This is a genomic window from Blastopirellula sp. SH421 (assembly GCF_057808535.1).
Genome location: NZ_CM173712.1, coordinates 242345 through 263496, shown reverse-complemented (window position 1 = coordinate 263496; position 21152 = coordinate 242345). Strand labels below are relative to the sequence as shown.

Annotated in this window: 15 protein-coding genes; 4 read left to right on the top strand and 11 right to left on the bottom strand. The window is 56.4% G+C overall.

Going from position 1 to position 21152, the window contains the following annotated elements:
* Positions 1-113 precede the first annotated feature (113 nt).
* The 6 genes from SH421x_RS01050 to SH421x_RS01025 all read right to left on the bottom strand — a co-directional run bounded on the left by SH421x_RS01050 (position 114) and on the right by SH421x_RS01025 (position 5754).
* Positions 114-1322: a hypothetical protein gene (locus SH421x_RS01050; RefSeq protein WP_488853446.1), complete on the bottom strand. Its 1209-nt coding sequence runs from the start codon at positions 1320-1322 to the stop codon at positions 114-116.
* A 27-nt stretch (positions 1323-1349) separates the two neighbouring features.
* Positions 1350-2528: a hypothetical protein gene (locus SH421x_RS01045; protein ID WP_488853445.1), complete on the bottom strand. Its 1179-nt coding sequence runs from the start codon at positions 2526-2528 to the stop codon at positions 1350-1352.
* Positions 2529-2712: 184 nt separating this feature from the next.
* Complete coding sequence (locus SH421x_RS01040; RefSeq protein ID WP_488853444.1) at positions 2713-3597, bottom strand: methyltransferase domain-containing protein; 885 nt, start codon at positions 3595-3597, stop codon at positions 2713-2715.
* A 21-nt stretch (positions 3598-3618) separates the two neighbouring features.
* Entirely contained in the window at positions 3619-4032 is a 414-nt protein-coding gene (locus SH421x_RS01035; RefSeq protein ID WP_488853443.1) for an arsenate reductase ArsC, read from the bottom strand.
* A gap of 135 nt (positions 4033-4167) precedes the next feature.
* A complete protein-coding gene (locus tag SH421x_RS01030) occupies positions 4168-4524 on the bottom strand; it encodes an ArsR/SmtB family transcription factor (protein ID WP_488853442.1) in 357 nt (118 codons plus the stop codon).
* A 72-nt stretch (positions 4525-4596) separates the two neighbouring features.
* Entirely contained in the window at positions 4597-5754 is a 1158-nt protein-coding gene (locus SH421x_RS01025; protein ID WP_488853440.1) for a XylR family transcriptional regulator, read from the bottom strand.
* A gap of 220 nt (positions 5755-5974) precedes the next feature.
* On the opposite strand from SH421x_RS01025, the gene SH421x_RS01020 reads away from it, so the two are divergent.
* Both SH421x_RS01020 and SH421x_RS01015 read left to right on the top strand, forming a co-directional pair.
* Positions 5975-7090 carry a Gfo/Idh/MocA family protein gene (locus tag SH421x_RS01020; RefSeq protein WP_488853439.1) on the top strand — a complete coding sequence of 372 codons (1116 nt, stop codon included), beginning with the start codon at positions 5975-5977 and terminating at the stop codon, positions 7088-7090.
* Between the two features lie 96 nt (positions 7091-7186).
* Positions 7187-11602, top strand: a complete 4416-nt coding sequence (locus tag SH421x_RS01015) for a PVC-type heme-binding CxxCH protein (protein WP_488853438.1) — start codon at positions 7187-7189, stop codon at positions 11600-11602.
* A gap of 43 nt (positions 11603-11645) precedes the next feature.
* Here SH421x_RS01015 and SH421x_RS01010 read toward each other — a convergent pair whose 3' ends face one another.
* From SH421x_RS01010 to SH421x_RS00990, 5 genes are all read right to left on the bottom strand, one after another.
* A complete protein-coding gene (locus SH421x_RS01010; protein ID WP_488853437.1) occupies positions 11646-13025 on the bottom strand; it encodes a hypothetical protein in 1380 nt (459 codons plus the stop codon).
* Between the two features lie 45 nt (positions 13026-13070).
* Positions 13071-13535 (bottom strand): hypothetical protein, encoded by a 465-nt coding sequence (locus tag SH421x_RS01005; RefSeq protein WP_488853436.1) that lies wholly within the window; start codon positions 13533-13535, stop codon positions 13071-13073.
* Positions 13514-14002 (bottom strand): RNA polymerase sigma factor, encoded by a 489-nt coding sequence (locus SH421x_RS01000; RefSeq protein ID WP_488853435.1) that lies wholly within the window; start codon positions 14000-14002, stop codon positions 13514-13516. The genes SH421x_RS01005 and SH421x_RS01000 overlap by 22 nt, the downstream gene beginning before the upstream one ends.
* A 134-nt stretch (positions 14003-14136) precedes the next feature.
* Positions 14137-15804, bottom strand: coding sequence for a serine/threonine-protein kinase (locus SH421x_RS00995; protein WP_488853434.1), 1668 nt, complete (start codon positions 15802-15804; stop codon positions 14137-14139).
* A 6-nt stretch (positions 15805-15810) separates the two neighbouring features.
* Complete coding sequence (locus tag SH421x_RS00990; RefSeq protein WP_488853433.1) at positions 15811-16437, bottom strand: sigma-70 family RNA polymerase sigma factor; 627 nt, start codon at positions 16435-16437, stop codon at positions 15811-15813.
* Between the two features lie 184 nt (positions 16438-16621).
* Between SH421x_RS00990 and SH421x_RS00985 the strand changes: the two genes are divergently transcribed.
* Together SH421x_RS00985 and SH421x_RS00980 are read left to right on the top strand one after the other, a co-directional pair.
* Positions 16622-17182 (top strand): RNA polymerase sigma factor, encoded by a 561-nt coding sequence (locus SH421x_RS00985; RefSeq protein ID WP_488853431.1) that lies wholly within the window; start codon positions 16622-16624, stop codon positions 17180-17182.
* 73 nt (positions 17183-17255) lie between these two features.
* Entirely contained in the window at positions 17256-21140 is a 3885-nt protein-coding gene (locus tag SH421x_RS00980; RefSeq protein ID WP_488853430.1) for a hypothetical protein, read from the top strand.
* Positions 21141-21152: the final 12 nt, after the last annotated feature.

The following is a 21152-nucleotide window of genomic DNA, read 5'->3' as shown; positions in this document are numbered from 1 at the left end:
CATAATTCATCCGTGTGCTGAAAAGTGACAGTTGTCCAATGGGAAGCCTGTCATACGGATGGAGCAAGTCAAATCGCTACAAGCGGAATTTTCAGAAAAACAGAAACAGCTGACTATCGCCGTGCGGCCTTAGCCCAAGCTTTCATCCGCGCACTCGCCTCTTCGCTTGGCTCAAAGTCTTTCAGTTCAACCATTTGAAGGTCGCGATCGAAGACAAGAGTCTGCTTGTCAATCTCGTCCTTGTAGATATCCCCTTCCAAAACGCCAAGCGCTGACAGACTGAAATCGCTGTCGGTCAGCGGCGGATTGATCTTGCATCTTGTCAAGCAAAACGTCTCTTGCCGGCCAATTCCAACGGAGATCAGACCTTTATCTTCCCAGACTTTCGGCAGCCAAATCCCATCGTACTGCTGGTAAGCAATTGTGCTCACTCTGCAAAACTCCGTTGCCGGCTGAGCGGATGTTCCGGTCTGCTGAGTGAGCTCCTCAAAAACCTCCTCCACCATTTGGTATCCAACTGCTTTTGCAAACGTTAACTTGATTTGGAGGTCCGGTTGCAAGCTTGCGACAGGATCGATCTCACCCTGGGGATAGAAACGTTGATGGAGGATAAAGAGCTCGGCATCGCCAGCGCCTTCAACAAAGCATTCGATTGTGTGATTTTGGTAGCGAAGATAATCAGCGATCGCAGCCAAGTTTTGTCCGTAAATGCTGGCCCCGAACTCACGCGGATCAGGATAGAAGTACGAGTTGCTATCTCGCGCTGCCGAGCGCACGACCTCTCTGCTGCGAAAATTCTGTTCGAAGGGATGATCCCATTTCGCCCGATGCATCGGAAACGTCTGTAGCGGATGGAAAGTCACGAATTCGCAGGGCAGTTGCAGCACGTGCATCTTATCTTTGGCGCGACCTTCGTCACTTTGTCTCGAACGAAAACTCGTTTGCTTGATCAGCTCCTGCGGCAAAGTCTCTCCCGCCAATGTTTCAAAATAGATCGGATCAAACGTCATCTCGGTCCGGACGCGATCGTGCTGCAAGTCGATCGCAAAATCGAACGACTGATTGTGAAATCGAACCCAATAATCTGGTGAGCCCAGTTCTCGCTCGGTATTGGGCGATCGGTAGGGAACCTTATCTCTTTGCTGGCGCGTAACCGTGTAAGTCCCGCTCCATGATTTCAGCGGCTCTAGATTCGCGTGCTGGGCCGCCGCGATCCGCCCTAGGTACTCAAGAGTTTCCGCCTGACTCAACTTTCGCGGCTCATCGGCGCGCACAACTGCGACGATCAGAAGTAACAACACGATCGCAGTCAAAGCTTTCATCGGTTTTGCTTTCTCAGGCTCAACTCTTCAACGGGGTTTGGCCCCTGCTTCAAGGCGCTGCTTCGCCGCTTCCGTTGGTTCAAAGGCATCTGGCTTGACCAACTGAAGATTGCGATCGATCACGAAGCTTTTCTTCTGTTCATGATCTTGGTACAGGTCTCCCTCCATGGCTCCGATCGCCGCCATTGTGTAATCGCTTTCCATTACAGGCTGATTGACCTGACTTTCTATCAGCTTGCGCGTCGAATGAAGGACAATGCCCATGCGATCAACGGTACGTTCGTCATACAGTTTTGGCAGCCAGATCCCATCGCGCTGCACGTATTGCACCTGAATGACATTTCGCTGGTCGACCCGCGCGGGATCAGCGTTATTCTTATTCCCAGCCAGGTCGATCACCTCGGTTTCCACCAATTGATAGTCGTTCGCTTTGTCAAATTTGAGCGTGTTGATGGTTTGGGGATTTTGTCGGATCTGCTCCTCCGTATCGCCTGTACCGGAAGTGAATTTCAGCGTAAATATGCCTGCGTCTTCTGTCCCTTCGATCACCACGGGCAACTCCATTTCCTCTTTTCGAGTCCATTCCGCAAAACCCTCCAGGAACTGATGTAACCGCGCCCCATAGTGAGCGCCGCTAAACTCGCGGGGATCAGGCGATACAAACGAATCGGAATGGTCAGGACCAAATCGCTCAATACGTCGGCCGCGGACGAACATCGCCGGCAACGTCGATTGTTGGGTACGCAAGCCCAGGATCGCATTCGGCTGAAATGTCAAGAAATCGGTCGGCGTCCGTAAGCAACAATAAAAATTCTCTCGCAACTGCGCTGGTTCCAGCCGACTCCTGGCCGTTAGAAATTCGCCACCCAGCGATTCGTACTGATCCAGCTCAGGCTGTAGTTTCGTTCGCTGCCGATTCTTCGTCAGATCGGTCACAAAACTCAGGCGAAATTTTTGCGTGACGTACCAATACTTGTCTGTTAACTGCAATTTCTTCAGTATGCGAATCGGCGTTTCCTCGCGCATCCGCAGCGTTATTTCATAGACGCCGGTCCAAGCTTTCAGTTTCTCTCGATTCGCCCGCTGCGCAGCGCTGATTCGCTGTAGATATTCCAAGATTTCCGGCTGATTCAACTTCCGCGGCTCGTCGGCACGCAAAGCGGCGACAATGAGAAATGAGAGCAGGATCGAAGACAACGTTTTCATCGGTTTTGCTTTCCAGCCGCAAGACGCCGCGCATCAGGCGATAGAACCGCCGATCATTACCTTACTTATAGCGGGCCGCCCACGGCCGCCGCAATCTTCTTTTCATGAGGATCCTAAACGAAAACAGGCGCCAAGGTTTTCCCCGGCGCCTGACTCTCTTTCACCAAAATGGACGAGTTTTCGCTTACGGCTTCACTGCGTAAACTTTCACACTCGCAGCGTACTCATTCACGTCATACTTTTTAAGCAGTTCCGTCAATCGTTCATGGATGCCTGGCTCCAGCGGTGCTTCACCGCCGCCGCAACAACCGGCGTCAATGACGGCGAAGGGGTCATTGCTCATCGTCGGCGAGCAACAGCCCGACTGATTTTCGACCTTGGCGTAGGCGTTCAGATCAGCCCCGTCGTCGATTACGTCGACTGCGGCGAATCCGGCGTCGAGCAAACCTTGGCGGTAGTCGGCGATCGGAATGGCTCCGGCAATACAACCGACCAGCGCCGAGATATCGTTGGCCAACTCTTCCGGCAACGACTTCTTCAGCGCGATGTCGCTGACCGCGACGCGTCCGCCGGGTTTCAGCACGCGGGCAATCTCCTGGAAGACTGCCGCTTTGTCATCGGCAAGATTGATCACGCAATTGCTAATCACGCAATCGACGCTGCTGTCGGCCAGCGGCATCGCGTCGATCGTCGCCAAGTGGAATTCGACATTAGTCGGCGGCGGATCAATGCTGGCGGCGTTCTTTTTCGCCAGGTCGATCATCGGCTGCGTCATGTCGATGCCGATCGATTTGCCGGTCGACCCTACCTTGGCAGCCGCTAGAAATACATCGAGTCCTCCGCCGCAGCCAAGATCGACAACAACTTCCCCTTCGCGCAGATTCGCGGTCGCCGTCGGATTGCCGCACGATAGCCCCATGTTGGCGCCGGCTGGAATCGAGCTGAGCTCGGCGGCGGAATAGCCAAACGCCTCGGCGACTGCTTTGACGCCTGCATGGTCGCTGGATAGACCGCTATTGGCGACGGCGCCGTAATTGGATTTGATAGCGGCACTGGTTTCGTTAGTCATCTTAGTCTTCCTTGGCTTGAATTAGACGGACAACAAGTAGTCCAGGATCTGGGCTTTGATCTCGTCGCGCACGCGGCGGAACATCAACATCTTTTCTTCGTCGTCGCCGGTCGCGTCGGCCGGGTCATCAAAAGGCCAGTGCAACGTTTGCTCGGCGCCAGGAAAAACCGGACATGCCTCTTTGGCGTTGTCGCAAACCGTCACGACAAGATCAAACGGCTGGTCGGTGAACTGATCGACGTGCTTGCTTTCGTGGTCCGAGATATCAATGCCCAGCTCGCTCATCGCGCGAATCGCCAATGGATGAACATAGCCAGAAGGCTTCGACCCGGCCGATTCCGCTTGCCATGCATCCTCACTCAATACCTCAAACAAAGCTTCGGCCATCTGCGAACGGCACGAGTTGCCGGTGCACAGTACTAAAACGCGTTTCATCGATTCTCCCTCGGTAAGTCAGCCCTTACTGCATCCGCTTAAGCGAATATATGAATTAAAAAAAGATCGCAGGTTGTAGGGCCCGCTGTGCGGACCAATACCCTGCGATGATTGCCATAGTCCGCACAGCAGACCCTACCCGCAACAGTCGCTTTCGCCGCACGACTTCAAATAATCGCGATCGGTCGTCAGTTGCGGCAACAACTCGGCACTATCGGTAACGCACTTCAACAGCGATTGATGAAACTTGCTGACGGCCGGAATTAAACGATAATACTGCCACAGTCCTTCCTTGCGAGCCGTGACTAGGCCTGATTTTTTCAAATAGGCCAAATGTCGCGAAGCGGTCGGCTGCGGCACGTCCAGCACGTTGACCAAATCGCACACGCATAGCTCTCCCTTACGGAGCAAATATAAAATCCGCAACCTAGTCGGATCAGACAAGGCGCGAAATGCTAGCTCGGGATTTAAGGTGGAGGTGATCGTTTTCATGCTTGAACCATTACATTCGCCTAAGCAAATATAGAATTAACCGGACGCCAAGTCAAGAGCCAGGATCATCTGCTACTTCGGCTGCACCTGTCGCCGATATTCGGACGGCGACATCCCGGTCTTCTTCCGAAACGCCGAGCTCATGTACTCGACATGCTCAAACCCGGTTCGATCGGCGATGTCGGCCATCGAGAGTTGGGTGTCGCGCAGCAGTTGGCGGACGCGATCGAGCCGCACCTGAACCAGCGCTTCGTGCGGGGTTTTGCCGGCCGCTTCTTTAAAGCGATATTCAAGCACGCGCCGCGACAGCGGTACGACCGCGAGGACGTCTTGCACGTTGACGCCGTCACATGCATGTTCGCGAATGAACTGCATCGCTTTGGCGATGATTGGATCTTCGGTCGCCATCACGTCCGTTGATTGCCGCGTGTTGATTCCTAGCGGCGGTACAAACATTCCCTCGTCCCCGACCGCCTCGCCGTTCATCTGACGGTCGAGCAGCCGCGCCGCTTCGTAACCGGTGGTGCGAGTGTCGGGGATCACGCTCGACAGCGGCGGCGAGCAAAGATCACACAGCAAGCGATCATTATCAACGCCGATCACCGCGACTTGCTCAGGCACGGCAATCTCCAACTCTCGACAAATGTCCAACACCTGCTGCCCTTTGATGTCGTAGCAGGCCATCAACCCGACCGGCTTGGGAAGTTTGTGCAACCAGGCGGCCATCCGACTTTTTTCCCGCGTCCACGAATACGAGTCGCTATCACGCGGCGTCGACTCAAAGATGTGACAACGTCGCTTCGCTTGCTTAAGACGCTCGACAAAATTTTCTTCACGCCATTTCGACCAGTTGAAATGAGGCTCGCCGCAGAAGGCGAATTCGCGAAACCCTCGCTCCAACAGATGATCCGCCGCGGTCCTCGCAATTTCGGCGTCATCCGTTTCGACCCACGGCACGCCAGGCACTAATTGGGCGGCGCTGACATCCACGACCGGCATTTTGAGCTTTTTTACGACGTCCGCGATTTGGGGAGTCTCGATTCGGACGATCGCCCCGTCTCCTTTCCAGCTTTTCAACCATGCCGGCGGCGACGCGCCGCGCTCTTGTTCCGGCACATAAATCGACCAGGGCTGATGCTCGTGGACGTAGGCAATAATCCCTTCCAAGATCCCTCGCGCGTACGCGTTGGACGTTTCGACCAGCAGCGCGACTGTCTTACGGCGTTTCATATGCAGGCGTCTAAATTTGAAGGGAGCGGCGTGGTTGCCCTCATTGTAGACCAAAATTGCCGCTGCTCTCCTCCTTATGTGAAATACCTCCGATCGAATTCGCGTTTTCTCATGGCTTTCGCGGCTGGGACCGATCAGGTTATAAGCACGTACTGGATGCCGTCGCTATTTCGCCAGTACGCTGCGCCCTGCATGCATTTTCTCGCCCGAAGGATTATTGATGAATACGAAGCAGTTCAACGTGGTGATTGTGGGGCTCGGTTTCGGGGCCGAGTTTATCCAGATCTATAAAGCTCACCCGCAAATCAATATGTATGGGGTCTGCCGGCGGAACGAGGCCGAAATGCACAAGATGGCCGACATGCTGGAGATCGAGAAGCGCTATACCAGCTATGACGATGTCCTGGCCGATCCCACAGTCGACTTTGTCCATATCAACTCACCGATTCCGGATCACGGCTGGATGTCGCTCAAGGCGCTTGACGCCGGCAAGCATGTGATGTGCACCGTGCCGATGGCGACCACCATCGAAGAGTGCCGTCAAATCGTCGAAAAGGTCGCCGAGACCGGCTTGAAGTACATGATGGCCGAAACAGTCGTCTATAGCCGCGAGTTCCTCTACATCAAAGAACTGTACGACAAGGGAGAGCTTGGCGACATCCAATACATGGCCGCATCCCACCCGCAAGACATGCAGGGATGGCCTGAATATTGGGAACGGATGATCCCGATGCACTACGCGACGCATGTCGTTAGTCCGGTGCTGGGGCTGATGAACAGCCGCGCTGAATACGTCAGTTGCTTCGGCTCGGGAGTCATCTCACCGGAACTGGCCGAGAAGTCGGGCAATCGCTATGCGGTAGAAACGTGTCACATCAAGCTCAAAGATAGCCCGGTCGCCGCTCATATTTGGCGGTTCTTGTTTGACACCGCGCGTCAGTATCGCGAAAGCTTTGATGTCTACGGCACCAAGAAAAGCTTTGAGTGGGCGCTGATCGAAGGGGAAGAGCATGTGCTGCACACGGCGAAGAAGCCCGAGCACGAAATCGCCTCACGAATCACGGTGCCCGACTTCGCCCATCGCTTGCCGGCCGAGATTCAAAAGTTCACCCGCGCGATTCAAGATGTCGAACATTTGTCGTTTATCCAAGGTGCAGGACACGGCGGATCGCATCCGCACTTGGCGAATGAGTTCGCCTGCGCCTTGGCCGAAGATCGCGATCCTTGGCCCAACGCCGTAATCAGCGCCAATTGGACCTGCGTCGGGTTGTGCGCCCATCAATCGACGAACAAGGGGGGCGAAATCGTTCGCTTGCCCGAGTTCACGCTCGCCTAAACTTTTTGCTTGCCCAACTGAGATCGTAGCTTCTATTCGCTTTTCCAAACGCTCGTCGCCTCGGTTGGCGTCAAGCGTGATGGCCGGAGTATCGCCGTGATTCGTTTGCTTATCGCAGCTCTGCTGCTTGTTGCTTGTTGCTGCTCGCTTGCTCAAGCAAGTGACGACGCACCGATTCGGATTCTCTTTTTGGGTGACCAAGGGCATCATCGCCCTGCCGATCTCGCCACCCAGATGATTCCGGTGATGAAAGAGCGCGGCATCGACATCGAGTACACCGAAGATCTCACCGCACTCAATAAAGAGCGGCTTAAACAATACGACGGCTTGCTGATCTACGCGAACGCCGAGAACATCTCGCCCGAGCAGGAAGGGGCATTGCTGGACTACGTCGCCAAAGGCGGAGCGCTGATTCCGCTACACTGCGCCTCTTACTGCTTTCTCAACTCACCGGCCTATGTCGACTTGGTGGGGGGGCAGTTCTCCAAGCATGGCGGCGAAGTCTTCAGCACCGTCATTGCCGAGCCAGACCATCCCATTATGAAAGGCTTTCACGGCTTTCAAAGCTGGGACGAAACCTACATTCACCATCGCCACAATGATCGTGATCGTATCGTGTTGGAATATCGAGTCCAGGGTGGACAAGCCAACGGCCAAACGCAGGAACCTTGGACATGGATACGCAACCAGGGCGCCGGCCGCGTCTTTTATACGGCCTGGGGACATGACGCACGCACCTGGAAGAACCCTGGCTTCATGAATCTGGTCGAACGCGGGGTTCGCTGGGCGACTAAGCATGACCCGAGCGTTGTGCCTGACTTTAATGACAACACGCGCTTCAATCCGCCGGCGATGTCCAGTATTCCTGCCGATGCCGCCAAGTTTGACTACATCGATGTTGGCGCCAAAATCCCCAACTATATGCCCAGCGACAAGTGGGGCGTGCAAGCCGATCCATTGACGGTGATGCAATTGCCGCTGCCGCCCCAACAGTCGCTCACCCATATGGTGCATCCGGTCGATTTCTCGATTGACGTCTTCGCTGCTGATCCAGAGCTAGGCGGCAAGCCAATCGCAATGAATTGGGACGAACAAGGAAGACTCTGGATTTGCGAGACGCTCGACTACCCCAACGAACTGCAACCCAACAATCGTGGCCGCGATCGAATTCGGATTTGTGAAGACACTACCGGCGATGGCAAGGCCGACAAGTTCACTATCTTTGCTGAAGAGCTCAGTATTCCGACCACCATTCTTCCGTATCGCGGCGGCGCGATCGTGCAGAACGGCACCGAGACCCTCTTCCTGAAAGATACCAACGGAGACGGCAAAGCCGATGTGCGTAAACCGCTGATCACCAACTGGACGCTGGGGGACACGCATGGCGGCGTCAGCAATTTCCATTATGGTCTGGATAACTGGATCTGGGGGATGCAGGGCTACAACGACTCAGCCCCACTGATCAACGGCAAGCAGCAGCCGAATTTTCGGATGGGCTTTTTCCGCTTTCGCCTAGACGATCAAGACCCGCCGAATGTGACCGATCTAGAGTTCGTCCGTTCGACCGACAACAATACGTGGGGCCTCGGCATCAGCGAAGAAGGAATCATCTTCGGGTCGACCGCTAATCGCAATCCCAGCGTCTACATGCCGATCGCCAATCGGTACTACGAGCAAGTTCGTGGCTGGGGCCCCAGTCGCTTGGGAACCATCGCTGACACCTACCTATTCAAACCAATCTCCGACAAGGTTCGCCAGGTCGATCAGCACGGCGGCTACACTGCAGCCGCTGGACATGATCTTTACACCGCGCGCGTCTATCCGCAGCAGTGGTGGAACAAGACGGCCTTCGTCTGCGGGCCCACCGGCAAGCTGATCGGCACGTTTGTCTTGACACCGGATGGCTCTGATTACCATTCGACTAGCCCGATCAATCTGGTCGCTAGCGATGACGAATGGACGGCGCCTATCGCCGCGCAGGTCGGGCCGGATGGCAACGTCTGGTTCCTCGATTGGTACAACTATGTGGTGCAGCACAACCCCACGCCGCACGGCTTCAAAACCGGCAAAGGCGCCGCGTATGAGTCGGACCTCCGCGACAAAAAACATGGCCGCATCTATCGAGTCGCCTACAACAAAGCGGATAAAGACGGAAACCCGGCGATCAACTTGAAAACTGCCGACGCGGCCACGTTGATTGCTGCTCTAAAGCACCCCAACATGCAATGGCGTCTGCATGCCCAGAGGCTGCTGATCGACCGCGGGGAGCGAGATATCGTGCCGCAGTTAATTCAAATGACGCTTGATCCGGCGACCGATGCGATTGGCCTGAACGTGGGAGCGATTCATGCTCTCTGGACATTGCAAGGTCTCGGCGTCTTGGCCGACCCGCAACAAACGGCCGCTCACAATGCCGCCGCGAAAGCACTGGAGCATCGTTCGGCGGGAGTACGCCGCAATGCGTTGACAGTCTTACCTTCGACCGACGCTTCGACGGCGGCAATTCTCGCGAGCAACACGCTGCATGACTCGGACGCGCAAGTTCGTCTAGCGGCGCTGTTGGCCTTGGCAGACATGCCGACCAACTCGGCGGCTGGCGCCGCAATCGCCCAGTTGGCGACCGACGCCAAGTTGCTGAACGATCGCTGGTTGCCCGATGCTTTGACCGCAGCAGCGGCTAAACATGCGGATAACTTTTTGCCGCAGATCGCCAAGGTTGCAAAATCGCCTGATCAGCGTTTGGTCGCAATCACGGCGATCGTCGCCGAGCATCTCTCACGCGGCAAGCTAAACGCCGCTCAGATTGACGCACTGCTAACCGGAATCCAAACCGCCGATCCGGCGATCCTGAGCGCGGTGATCGACGGGCTAAACCAAGGCTGGCCCCGTGACTACAAAATCAATGCGAGCCCCAGCACAACCACGGTTGCCGGCGCCGTAGTCGAACAGGCCCCGATCGCCACCAAAGCGGCGCTGATTCAACTGGCCAGCAATTGGAGCGGAGTCAATTTGCAAGCATACGCCGACAAAGTCGCCGACCAACTGCTGAACGTGGTCGAAGATGAGAGCGCCGACGAAGATGCCCGAATCTTGGCCGCACGTCAGGCTGTCGAGTTTCTCGCCGATAGCATGCAGCCGGTCGATCTGATCTTGGAAATCGTCGGGCCGCAGGCAACCCCCAAACTAAACGAAGGGCTGCTTTTGGCACTCTCGGCCAGCACCGCCGATGCAACCGGCGAAACGCTCGCCGATCGTGCTGGCGAAATGACACCCGCGACGCGTGACGCGGCGATTCGTGTCCTTCTGTCGCGAGCCAAGACCACCGGCGACCTGGTCAACGCGTTAGAAGCTGGCTCGCTGGCCTTCAACGACTTAAAACTGGATCAACGTCAGGCCCTTGCCGATCATCCCGACACCAAGATCCGCGAGCGCGCTCGCAAATTACTGGCCATGGGCGGAGGTCTTCCTAACGCAGACCGCGATGCCGTGCTGCATGAACTGCTGGCGATCGCCGACATCAAGGGGAACCCAAAGAACGGCCTAGAGCTTTACAAAAAGCATTGCGCCAAATGCCACAAGCATAGCGGCGAAGGTGGAGATGTCGGTCCCGATCTGACCGGTATGGCCGTTCATCCCAAAGCCGAACTGCTGACCAATATCATCGATCCAAGCCGGAGCGTCGAAGGCAACTTCCGCACTTACAAAGTGATGACGCTCGACGGCAAACTGTTGACCGGCATGTTGGCCGGTGAATCGCGAACCGCGATCGAAATCATCGACGCCGAAGCGAAAAAGCATCAACTCTCGCGGGAAGACATCGACGAGTTGGTCGCATCGCGCAAATCGCTGATGCCCGACGGGTTCGAGAAACAGATGACCCGTGAAGAACTGACCGACCTGCTGGAGTTTTTAACCAACAAAGGCAAGTTCGTCCCGCTGCCGTTGGATCGCGTTGCAACCATCACCAGTAACAAGGGAATGTTTTACAACACCGCTAACGACGGCGAGACGCTTCGTCTGGCTGACTGGTCACCGAAGACGATCGAAGGCATCCCGTTCGTACTGGTCGATCCCACCGGCGACAAACCTAACGTCGTCATGCTGAAGAGTAAAAACAGTCCTATCGCGGCCGCGATGCCGCAGTCCGTCACGTTGCCTCTGCACGCACCGGCGAAAGCGATCCACCTGCTCAGCGGAATCAGCGGCTGGGGCGCTCCGTACGACAATAACCAAACGACGGCAATGATTATCCGCCTGCACTACGCCGATGGTCAAAAAGAAGAGATCCCGCTGAAAAACGGGCTCCACTTCGCCGACTATATCCGCCGCGTTGACGTGCCAGAGTCAAAGTTCGCCTTCTCCTTCACCGGCGGACAACAAATGCGCTATCTCAAAATCGAACCGAAGCGGACCGAGGAGATTGCCGAGGTAGAGTTGGTGAAAGGACTGCATCCTAGTGCGCCGATTGTGATGGCGATCACTGCGGAGCAGCCGGATGGGAAGATGGAGTAGACAAGCCTCACTTCCCCACGGCGCTCCGCAACCGCTACTGATCCTAGCGCACTACTAATTCCAGTTCGACAAGCCCATCGCGCCGGTCAATTTTGTCGTTCAACGGGGCCATCCGCAGCAAGGCTTTTCCTTCCTTACTCTCATACTCAAATGGCCTTTCAGTCAGCGGATCGTTTGGCGCCGGAAGTCGCAGTTCGGCCAGTGTCGCTGGCAACTGGCCTTGATGATCGCCAGCATAGTCACGAATCGCTTCCACGGTCTGTAGCATGCGCCGACGACGATCGAACTGCCGCAATTTGTAGAACATTAGTACAGGGGAAGTTAATATTGATGCTTCCTGCTCTCCATCCTTTCCAATGCCCCGACTTGGCCCCATATTCTTTTCGAGCTCTTCCAGTTGCGCCAATGCTTGGGTCGCTGAAAGACCAAACGCAGCCTCGACCTGGGCGTTGAGCGACTCATGTTCCCAAATCAGTCGGCGTGTCACTAATTCCTCCTCTCGCATGCTGGCGATCTCTGGCACGGTATAACCTTGCTCATGCAGATCGTTTTTTATCCGTTCCCGCATCTCTGGATTGACTTCGGTAAAGTAATCACGACGCATTTTATTTTCCGTCAATATCATCTTCATCATTGGAGCCTCCTTCGCTGCGTCTCGCCAACGGCGATCGCCGATCGGCGGCAAAGGTCGGCCAAGGGATGGAATGGAGCCGATGAGCATTTCGGATTCCCATTGCCAGCAGATCGCGTCATCCCCGATTGTGCTCGGCAGTAGCGCCAGCGGCCAGTAAAGATTGGGCGCGTCCTCTTGTTGCATCAACAATTCGATACGATTGAGTGACTCCTGCGCTATCGCTTCCGCAACCAAACGATTGATCAAAAATGGCGCTTTAGCGATATGTCGCGCACACGCTAGTTGAACTGCGATCCCTTCGCGGGCCTCATCCAACTCACCAGTCGCAATCTTGGTATTGATCCATAACGACATTCCGTAGCCGACAAATTGCCGCAACCCCTGCATATCTGGCAGCAGCACCTCAGCCAACGCTCCCTCTTGCGTGTTGTAGTCCCAATTGGCGTCACGCGTGTAAGCAGCGCGGCGCAAACGTTCGGCAAAGCCATCAAACTGAATGTCAGCGGCGAGGTTCGGATCATCAAAGGGACGCTGCGCCAGCATTTCGCCCAGTTTGGGCTCCGTTTTCAACATATAATTTTGTTGCTCCCACGGCAGACGGAGCAGTTCGATCACTGCATTTCCGTCACGCAGCTGCGGCGCTGTGGGAAGCAATCGATTCGCCGAGGCGGCTTTCGTCATCGACTGAGAGTAGATCGTCAGCGTTGTCCGTTTCACTGGATCGGCGGCCACCGCATACAGCCCAAGACAGGGCAAGATCACCAACGCGTAAGCAATAGTTCGGATCATGACGGGCCTCATTTTAAGAAATATGCTTGTTCATTGCGTAGTACATCAATCGAGAAACGTCGCGATATCGCCGGCGCGAGTCTGCCGATCGCGCGGTAAATCCAAGCCGTCCGCCACAAGTATCGGACGATCAGCCGTAATACCGTTCAATCGCAGCGCCGCATAAGTGTTGCGATTGTCACGCAGTTTTAATCTGCGATGATCGATTGACGTGACTGCCGGAATTTTAGGCGTGGCGCCGGCTAGCTGCGGCGCTGGGGTTTGCTGGGGCGGAGCCGATATTCGGCCTAGCAGCCCTCCCGCCAACAACATCACCAAAGCGGCCGCCAATAGAGGCACGCGCGGCAAAGGAGTACGCACACTCGATGCTTGCCCAGCGGCATAGCCGCAGTCATACAGCAGACGGCGATGATCGGCCGGCGAGTTCGCTAACGATTTCTGTATCAGGTGATCGGCGAATTGCTGGTCGAACGCGTCAAGTTTTGGCTCTACTTCTCGTTGCTCGGACATGGCACATCGTAATGTTGGCGTAGTTGATATAGAGCTGCACGGTAAAGTCGCCAAACGGTTGTCCGCGATTTCCCCGTCAGCTGAGTGATTTCCTGCCAGCTCAATTGTCCCCAAATTCTGGCGACCAGCACCTGACGAACATCCTCTTCTAGATGCTGCAGTTGATCGAGCAGCTCTCGCGATTCGGCCTGCTGCGCCGCTACATCGTGGGCTTGCTCCGATTGAGCGGCAGCTTGATCCCGCAGTTGCCGGCGTTTTCCTTGCTTCCACTGATTGATCGATTCGCGTCGAGCCACACGGTAAAGCCATGCAACCGGATTTTCAGGCGGCGGTTCCTCAGTCGCCAGCCGAACAAACGCTTGCTGAACGACATCCTCGGCCCAGGCTCGATCGCGCCCCACCATCGCCAACAGCGGCCCCCAATGACAATCGATCAAGGCAATCAGATTGTCTGGGGAAATCGGCATGCACTCGTACCAGCGTTGCGGCGGCCCTCAAAAGAGCGTTGGAAATCCATTCTCATAGTAGCCGACAACGCCGGGACCAACTTTGTTTCAAATCAGGGCGAAATTATTTTCTGCTGCCGATTTCGCCACCGCTCTCACTTCCCCATCGCCCCCCGCAACCGCTGCCGATAATACTGCACACCCGGCACAAAAAAGCAGAGCGATGCGACTACGCCGTAGATCAGATGGGCGTAAAGCGGGAAGATCGCCATCGGCAGTGCGGTCAAAAATAGCACGCCGGCTTGGATGTAGAACCAGCCGGTTAAGATTCCGCCTTTGATCAAAAATAGCATCCCCAAGATCACCGCCAGGATCGGCGAGAGTTCAACCGGTTGCATTCCCATCAGCGCTTCGATGGGGAAGAGGGAGACGACGCCGATCATCCCCGCGCCCCAGACGTGCGCGATCTGTCGTTCGACAAACGTCACCGGGCCCATACGTCGGCGCAGTCCCCAAAAGATAATCGCCCATGCGCCGGCGATCACCGTCCAAATGAAGATGTAATGCCAGCGTGTTTCGTCGCCGATCAATTGCAAGCCAAACGTCGCCAGCGACATCGCCAACAGCACCAAACTATGCCAAATCCAAAGCAGACCCCAGTTCTCTAGCACTTGCGCATGATGCGTTTCGCGAAACAGCCGCGACACGATTTGGCCAAAGCGTCCACTGCGAGCCGAGATCGACTCGTCATGCAGATAGGCGTTCAAGTCGCGCGAGAGCGCATCGGCGCTGCCATACCGCAGATCGATTGGCTTTTGCAAACAACGCAGCGCGATCATCTCCAAGTCGCGATCCACCTTGGGATAGATCTCACGTGGTAGCGGCGGGTCTTGCTCCAGCACTTTCAAGACGACATCTACCGGCGAATCCCCTTGAAACGGCGGGCGCCCCGTCAGCATTGCGTATAGGATCGATCCCAAGCTATAAACATCGCTTACTGGTCCGATGCGTCCTCGATTGCCGGCCGCTTGCTCTGGAGCCATGTAGGTCGGCGTACCCAGAATCGCGCCAGTACGAGTCAAATCGATGCCGTCGGTTGTCCGCTTGGCCAAGCCAAAGTCAGTCACCAAAGGGCGGCCAGTTTCGTCCAGTAAAATGTTTGACGGTTTTAAGTCGCGATGCAGCACTCCTTGCTGATGGGCGCAGTGGACCGCATCGGCGACTTGCTTCAGCAATTGGGCCACTTCTCGCGGCGGCATCGGCCCTCGAGCGATCCGATCCGAAAGCGTCTCTCCCTGGACGTACTTCATGGTGAAGTAGCAGCGACGATCGAACTCTCCGACTTCGTAGATCGGCACAATGGACGAATGCTCGATCCGCGCAGCCGCTTCCGCTTCGCTGCGAAACCGGGCCTGATCTTCGAGCGACGCCAAGCGATCTCGCAGCACCATCTTCACGGCAACAATACGATCGAGACTTTTTTGACGAGCTCGATAGACAATGCCCATGCCACCGCGACCGATTTCTTCGATCAGGTGATAATCGCCAAAATCGGCAGGCAGACTAAGCGGCGACAAATTGCCGCTAGCCGAACCGCTAGAGCCAGAAATGGTATGAGCCAGCGAATGGTCGCTGCGAACTTGCGTCGCAACCGCATCGGCCAACATCACGGCGCCCCACAGTTCTCGCAGATCGCTGGCTAAATCAGGATGAGACACGACGACGCGTTCGAGATCGACATGTTGCCCGGCCTGCACTTGGCTGGTGAGCTGATCGATCAAAGCAGCGAGTCGCTCGTCCCGCTGGTCATGGTCTTCCGTCATGGGCGGTTACTCGTCGGTCGGTTCGCCCAACAGGACACGTAGTCGGCGTAAGGCGCGCAAGTAACGCATGCTGGCGGCGGCGGCCGACAGTTCTAGAGCCGCGGCAACCTCTTGATTCGAGAGTTGTTCAAAGTGACGCATCACCACCACTTCCCGATCTTGATCGTCCAGTTGGGCGATCGCTTGTTCAAAGCGAGCCTGCAGCTCGTGCATGGTCGCTGCGGCGGCCGGAGTTAGCTCGCTGTCGCAGATCTGGGCAATGATATTGAGCGACGACTGGTCGACATTTAGCGGAGCCGCAATGTTTTGTTCAAGATCGACGCTTCGCTTTTGCGACCCCCGATGGCGACGATGTGCGTCAATGATGCGATCGTGAGCCAAATGCCGCAGCCACAGATGGAACGGCATCTTGGGATTGGCCATGTAGTCGGCCAAGCGGCGATTCGCTTCGACCAGGACGTCCTGAACCACATCGCTGGCGTCGACGCGGCGGCGGATCTTCCGGTCCAGTCGCATTTCGACCATCCGGCGCAGGGAGTCGCGATGCCGCTCGAGCAGCTTGTCTCGGGCATCACTATCGCCCCTTTGGGCGTCTAGTATCAGTTGTTCGGTCTTTTCGGCTTCAGGCCACATAGCTTTGATTATCGTCTGATTTGGGGGTAAACCGCAAGAATGGCGGCGTTTCTGGTGAAACAAGGGGGAATTCTCGGCCAAAATCGCTCACTGGCTGGCGATTTCGGTCAAAATCGTTGAAAATCGTCTCCGCGGCGAAATCTTGCCGCACGCAGTAGTCGTCTAACAGGGTGAAGGGCGAAACGTGGCGAAGCTCGGTCAAGGCAACAAAACTCGGACCTGCTCAAAACAGCAGGAATCGTTGGAGGACGTCTTCGCGCGCCTTCACGGCGAGTTATTGGGCGCCTTGTACCATCTGCTAGGCAATATGGAGGATGCTCGCGACGCGCTGCAAGACTGCTTCATCAAATGCTGGCGAAACCAAGACAAACTACCCGAAATTGAAAATGTGCGAGCCTGGATTTTCCGAATTGCGATCAATACCGGTCGTGATCATCGTGAAAGCGCCTGGCGTCGCAAACGCCAGCACCTAGTGTCCGAAGAAGAAACAATCATCAGCCCGCATGCTTCTCCCGAGAAGAAAGCGGAACACGCCGAGCAAATCGACCGAATGCGGCTTGCCGTGCTAGAGCTGCGTGACGAAGAACGCGAAGTGTTCCTGCTTCGTCAGAATGGTGACATGACATATGACGAAATCGCCGTGGCGTTGGAAATCCCTTCCGGCACGGTAAAAACACGGATGCGAATGGCGCTCGAAAAACTGCGTACGATCCTCGCTCCCAGCAAAGCGGACGCTTCCCCGTAGCCCATAACTCCGCTCCCCCCTGGAAACCTGCTCAAGGAAACTCGCCCACCCGCGTTTACCACCTAAAAGTTCGATGACCGATCACGACGAAATCCGACAACAAATGCTCGAGCTGATTTACGGCTTGCTCCCCGCTGACGAAGCGTCGCGGATAGCTGGTCGGATCGGCAGCGATCCGGAACTTGCCCGAACCTACGCCGAGGTGAAAGAGCAGACCGATTTGTTGGCGTCCGCGATTCGCGTGACCGAAGTGCCGATACCAGACTTCGCCGCTTGGAAAAAAGAGGCGCAAGCTCAAGATCAGGTCGAGCGATCTCGCGCGATGCAGGGTTTTGTCCGCAGCTTACAAGTTTTGACCGCGCTGGCGGCGTCGGTTTTGATCTTGGCCAGCGGAGCAGCGGTCTTTTTCACCCCAATGACCGAACTAGCACAGGCTACCGTTTCTCCCTCTGCGTCTCTCGAAGTGCAAACTGGCGTCGCCGATTCTGCGCTCGCGAAACCGACGATCGAACTGGAGGTCTCGGGCCCCCGTGTTCTGAGCAGCGAAGTCGCCAATCGCTATGCGGTCTCGGTACGCAATGCAGCGGCATCGCGAGCAGAGACCGAGATTTCGTACAACTTTAAATCGTCGCAAGGCGAAACCATCGCCGCCGGCAAGCAACAAGCGGTCAATGGCTTGGCCAAGATTGCGTTGCCGGCCGACAAGGCGCGCGCCGATCTGACGCTGCAAGTATTCGCACATCAAGGACGTGAGTTGGTCGAAGTCGAGTCGCCCCAATTGGCGAACGCCCCACCACAAACGGTCACTTCTCTATCACTTGATCGGTCGTTGGTTCGCGCCGGCGAAACGATTCGTTGGCGCAGTAACACGCTGACCAGCCAAACGCAACACTCGGTTGATGGAGAGGTTGCGTTTGAGATTCTCGATCCTCAGCAGCAACCGATTGCTGGATACGTCGACCAGGGCGCGACGCAGCAAGGAGTCGCCGCCAGCGCGTGGTCGTTACCTGGCGACAGCGTTGCCGGCAATTATTCGCTAATCACGAGAAATGCCGATGGCATCGCCGACGTGACTCGGTTCCAGGTTGATCCTCTAGCGCCGCCAATCTGGAACGCGCAGCTTAATTTTTCGCGAGACTGGTTCCGTCTCGGCGAAGAAGTTTCGGCGTCGCTGCAATTGACAACCCAATCGGGTCAACCACTAGCCAATCAAAAGCTGCAGATGCGGCAGATTGTCCAAGGAAGCTTCGTCGCTGAACCGCAAGAGATTGAAACGTCGGCTGCGGGTCAAGCCAACGTCACGTTGCAACTTGCGGCCGCCGATCCACGCGTTTCTCAGCATCTATATTTCTCCAATGCGGATCAAAGCTGGGCCTACGCTTCGCCGATTCCGCTGCAGCCGCAAGCGGTTGACGTTCTGTTTTGTCCCGAAGGAGGAACGCTGGTCGCTGGACTCAGCAATCGGGTCTACTTTCATGCAACGGACACCAACGGCAAGCCAGTTGAGCTGCAAGGCTCGATCGTCAACAGCCGCGATGAAGTCGTCGCAACCGCCAAGACCGAGTATCGAGGTCGCGGCCGGTTTGATTTCATCCCCCTGCCGCAACAAAACTATCGCTTGACCGCCGCCCTGGGCGAAAGCCAGATTGACGCCGACTTGCCGCCGGTCAGTGAGACCGCCCTGGCCACGCTCAAAGTGCCCGATCCGATTGTCGACGCCGATCAACCGCTCGAAATCGAAGTTGTCAGTCGTGACGACGATCAGCGTTATGGCCTGGCCTATTACAACAACGGCGTCCTGGTCACGCAGCAATTCTTCGCGGTACCGCAAACATTGAAATCGACGCGTGTTCGCTTGGATGTGCCGCCAGAAATTGCCGGCGCCGGCGAAGTGACGCTTTACGCCGCCCACGAGTCAGGCCAAGTCACGCCGCTGGCCGAGCGGATGGTCTTCCGCCGCCCGGCGCAGCGGCTAGCGATAGAAACGCCCGATTTACAGGCCGACTATGCGGCGAATGATCAGGTGAACCTTCAAATCATCACCAAAACGGAAGCCGGCCAGCCAACCTCAGCGGCGCTGGGCGTCGCCGTCGTTCACGAATCTGCTTTCGCGCATACCATCCAAGAGTCTCCCACTTTGGTCGCGTCGCAGCTGCTAACCAAGCGTCTACAACGTCCTGAAGAGCTGAAGGATCCGCAAGCTCTCTTGAGCGACGACGACGAGTCCGAAAGCCAACTTGATTTCATCCTAGCGACCGACGGTTGGCGCCAATTTATCGAAGCCGACACCAACCGCGGATTTGGCCGTGAGCTTGCCGCCGAACTCGCCTATAATCACCACCAGGCAGTGCCGACTGCCGAGTTGGAGCGAATCACGGAACTATCCTCCAGCAATTACAGCGGCATACCTGCCGAGTCCGAAATCGACGCGCAGCCGCCGATCTTGATCCTCAAAAATCATCTTTACAATCCGGTCGCAAAGTCGCCGGTCGCAAAATCGTTAGTCGCCGCCGGTCCAGCCAGCTTCAATTCGCGCGCGGCAAGTTCAAGCTTTGACCTGACGCCGTGGTTATTAGGCGTTGCGATCGCGACCATGCTGGGTTTGTTGGTGTTGGTGCTGCTGCATGCGGCTGGCTCACCCTGGTTCTGGGGACCGGCCATGGTAGTTTCGACTCTTGCTGCAGTAGCTCTCGGAATCATGCTGCTGCCAGCTTCCTTGGATTCCAATCCCGTCAGCAGTCAAGTCGCGCGGACCGAAATGTCTCCGGCCTCGTCTTCGTCGGCGATGTCCAGCCCAGCGATAGGGGACAACATGATAGGCGGCAGCATCGAGTCAGACGATCTTGCCAGCGAAGAATCGATCGGCGAAATGAACCTGCTAAATATGGATCTCCCGGAAGGCCAGTTGGCAGGAAAAGGAGAATCTGCTGCGCCCCCCAACGCCAAAATATCACCCATGTCCGAGTCGATCGGACCACCGCTGGCGGCTGACACGAGACCGCCCGAGCAGCGTAAGCTAACCACCGAAAAAGCATCCGGACGCGCCGACATCGCGCGGCCGATGGCAGCGCCCGCTGAACCGACACCCGCCCCCGGGCCGATGCTAAAAGGAATGTCAACAGAAATCGCCAACGACGCGGCGGTAGCCAAAAAAGAAGCGAGCCATGCCCCCGCCGCCAGCAGCACGCCGCTTTCGTCCCTGCCAAGAGCAATGCCAGAAACGCCTGCGGCGAATCGCGTTGGATCGAACTCGGTAAGCTCTGGGCCGCAAGCCCGATACTCCCTCTCAGACGTGAAACAAAAATCGTCACTCGGCGCGTTGCCAGCGCGCCCTGATAGTCTGTCTCCGCCGCAACGCGACGAAGTGCTGTTGCAGCGCAATCAATCGTTGGGAATCACCGAATATGGTTTACGCCAAGCCGAGTCGCAGCAAGCGTCCCAACAGTCCGACATGGCCCAACAAGCTCAGACGCTGCAAGCTGCCGGCGCCGGACTTGGAGGAGCTCCTGGATTCGCTCCTCGGCAGCCAGCCGTAGAAGCCTCACCCGGTCAGCAACCAGCGCAGCGGATGATGGCCCGCGGTGCTGGGCAACGAGATCGAGCTGCGCAAAATGCCGCTAAACCAGATGCCGATGACCGCAACAAAGGGGGCTACGCGGCGTCGCAAGGTTTCTACTATCGCGCCTACGCCTATGGTGAGCAGGAGTCGAAAGCGGCCAACGGTCTCTCCACCAATCAGCCGCCGCCGGAAACAATTTACTGGGCCCCACTCGTCCAGACCGACACCAACGGTCAGGCGAAGCTCCGCTTTCAATTGCCCCCCAATCCCGGCAAGTATCGCATCACGATCGATGCTTTCGCGGCAGGCCGGCTCGGATCGGTTCGCCAGAGCTTCGTAGCCCTGCCACCGGTCTCTAGCAGCGCCGCGCCACCGGCGACCAAAAAGGCCAATAACTAGTTGCTATATTGG

Bases quoted from the DNA above. Each gene is read 5' to 3' on its own strand.
- SH421x_RS01050 (WP_488853446.1), bottom strand. From the start codon at position 1,322: ATGAAAGCTTTGACTGCGATCGTGTTGTTACTTCTGATCGTCGCAGTT.
- SH421x_RS01045 (WP_488853445.1), bottom strand. From the start codon at position 2,528: ATGAAAACGTTGTCTTCGATCCTGCTCTCATTTCTCATTGTCGCCGCT.
- SH421x_RS01040 (WP_488853444.1), bottom strand. From the start codon at position 3,597: ATGACTAACGAAACCAGTGCCGCTATCAAATCCAATTACGGCGCCGTC.
- SH421x_RS01035 (WP_488853443.1), bottom strand. From the start codon at position 4,032: ATGAAACGCGTTTTAGTACTGTGCACCGGCAACTCGTGCCGTTCGCAG.
- SH421x_RS01030 (WP_488853442.1), bottom strand. From the start codon at position 4,524: ATGAAAACGATCACCTCCACCTTAAATCCCGAGCTAGCATTTCGCGCC.
- SH421x_RS01025 (WP_488853440.1), bottom strand. From the start codon at position 5,754: ATGAAACGCCGTAAGACAGTCGCGCTGCTGGTCGAAACGTCCAACGCG.
- SH421x_RS01020 (WP_488853439.1), top strand. From the start codon at position 5,975: ATGAATACGAAGCAGTTCAACGTGGTGATTGTGGGGCTCGGTTTCGGG.
- SH421x_RS01010 (WP_488853437.1), bottom strand. From the start codon at position 13,025: ATGATCCGAACTATTGCTTACGCGTTGGTGATCTTGCCCTGTCTTGGG.
- SH421x_RS01005 (WP_488853436.1), bottom strand. From the start codon at position 13,535: ATGTCCGAGCAACGAGAAGTAGAGCCAAAACTTGACGCGTTCGACCAG.
- SH421x_RS01000 (WP_488853435.1), bottom strand. From the start codon at position 14,002: ATGCCGATTTCCCCAGACAATCTGATTGCCTTGATCGATTGTCATTGG.
- SH421x_RS00995 (WP_488853434.1), bottom strand. From the start codon at position 15,804: ATGACGGAAGACCATGACCAGCGGGACGAGCGACTCGCTGCTTTGATC.
- SH421x_RS00990 (WP_488853433.1), bottom strand. From the start codon at position 16,437: ATGTGGCCTGAAGCCGAAAAGACCGAACAACTGATACTAGACGCCCAA.
- SH421x_RS00980 (WP_488853430.1), top strand. From the start codon at position 17,256: ATGACCGATCACGACGAAATCCGACAACAAATGCTCGAGCTGATTTAC.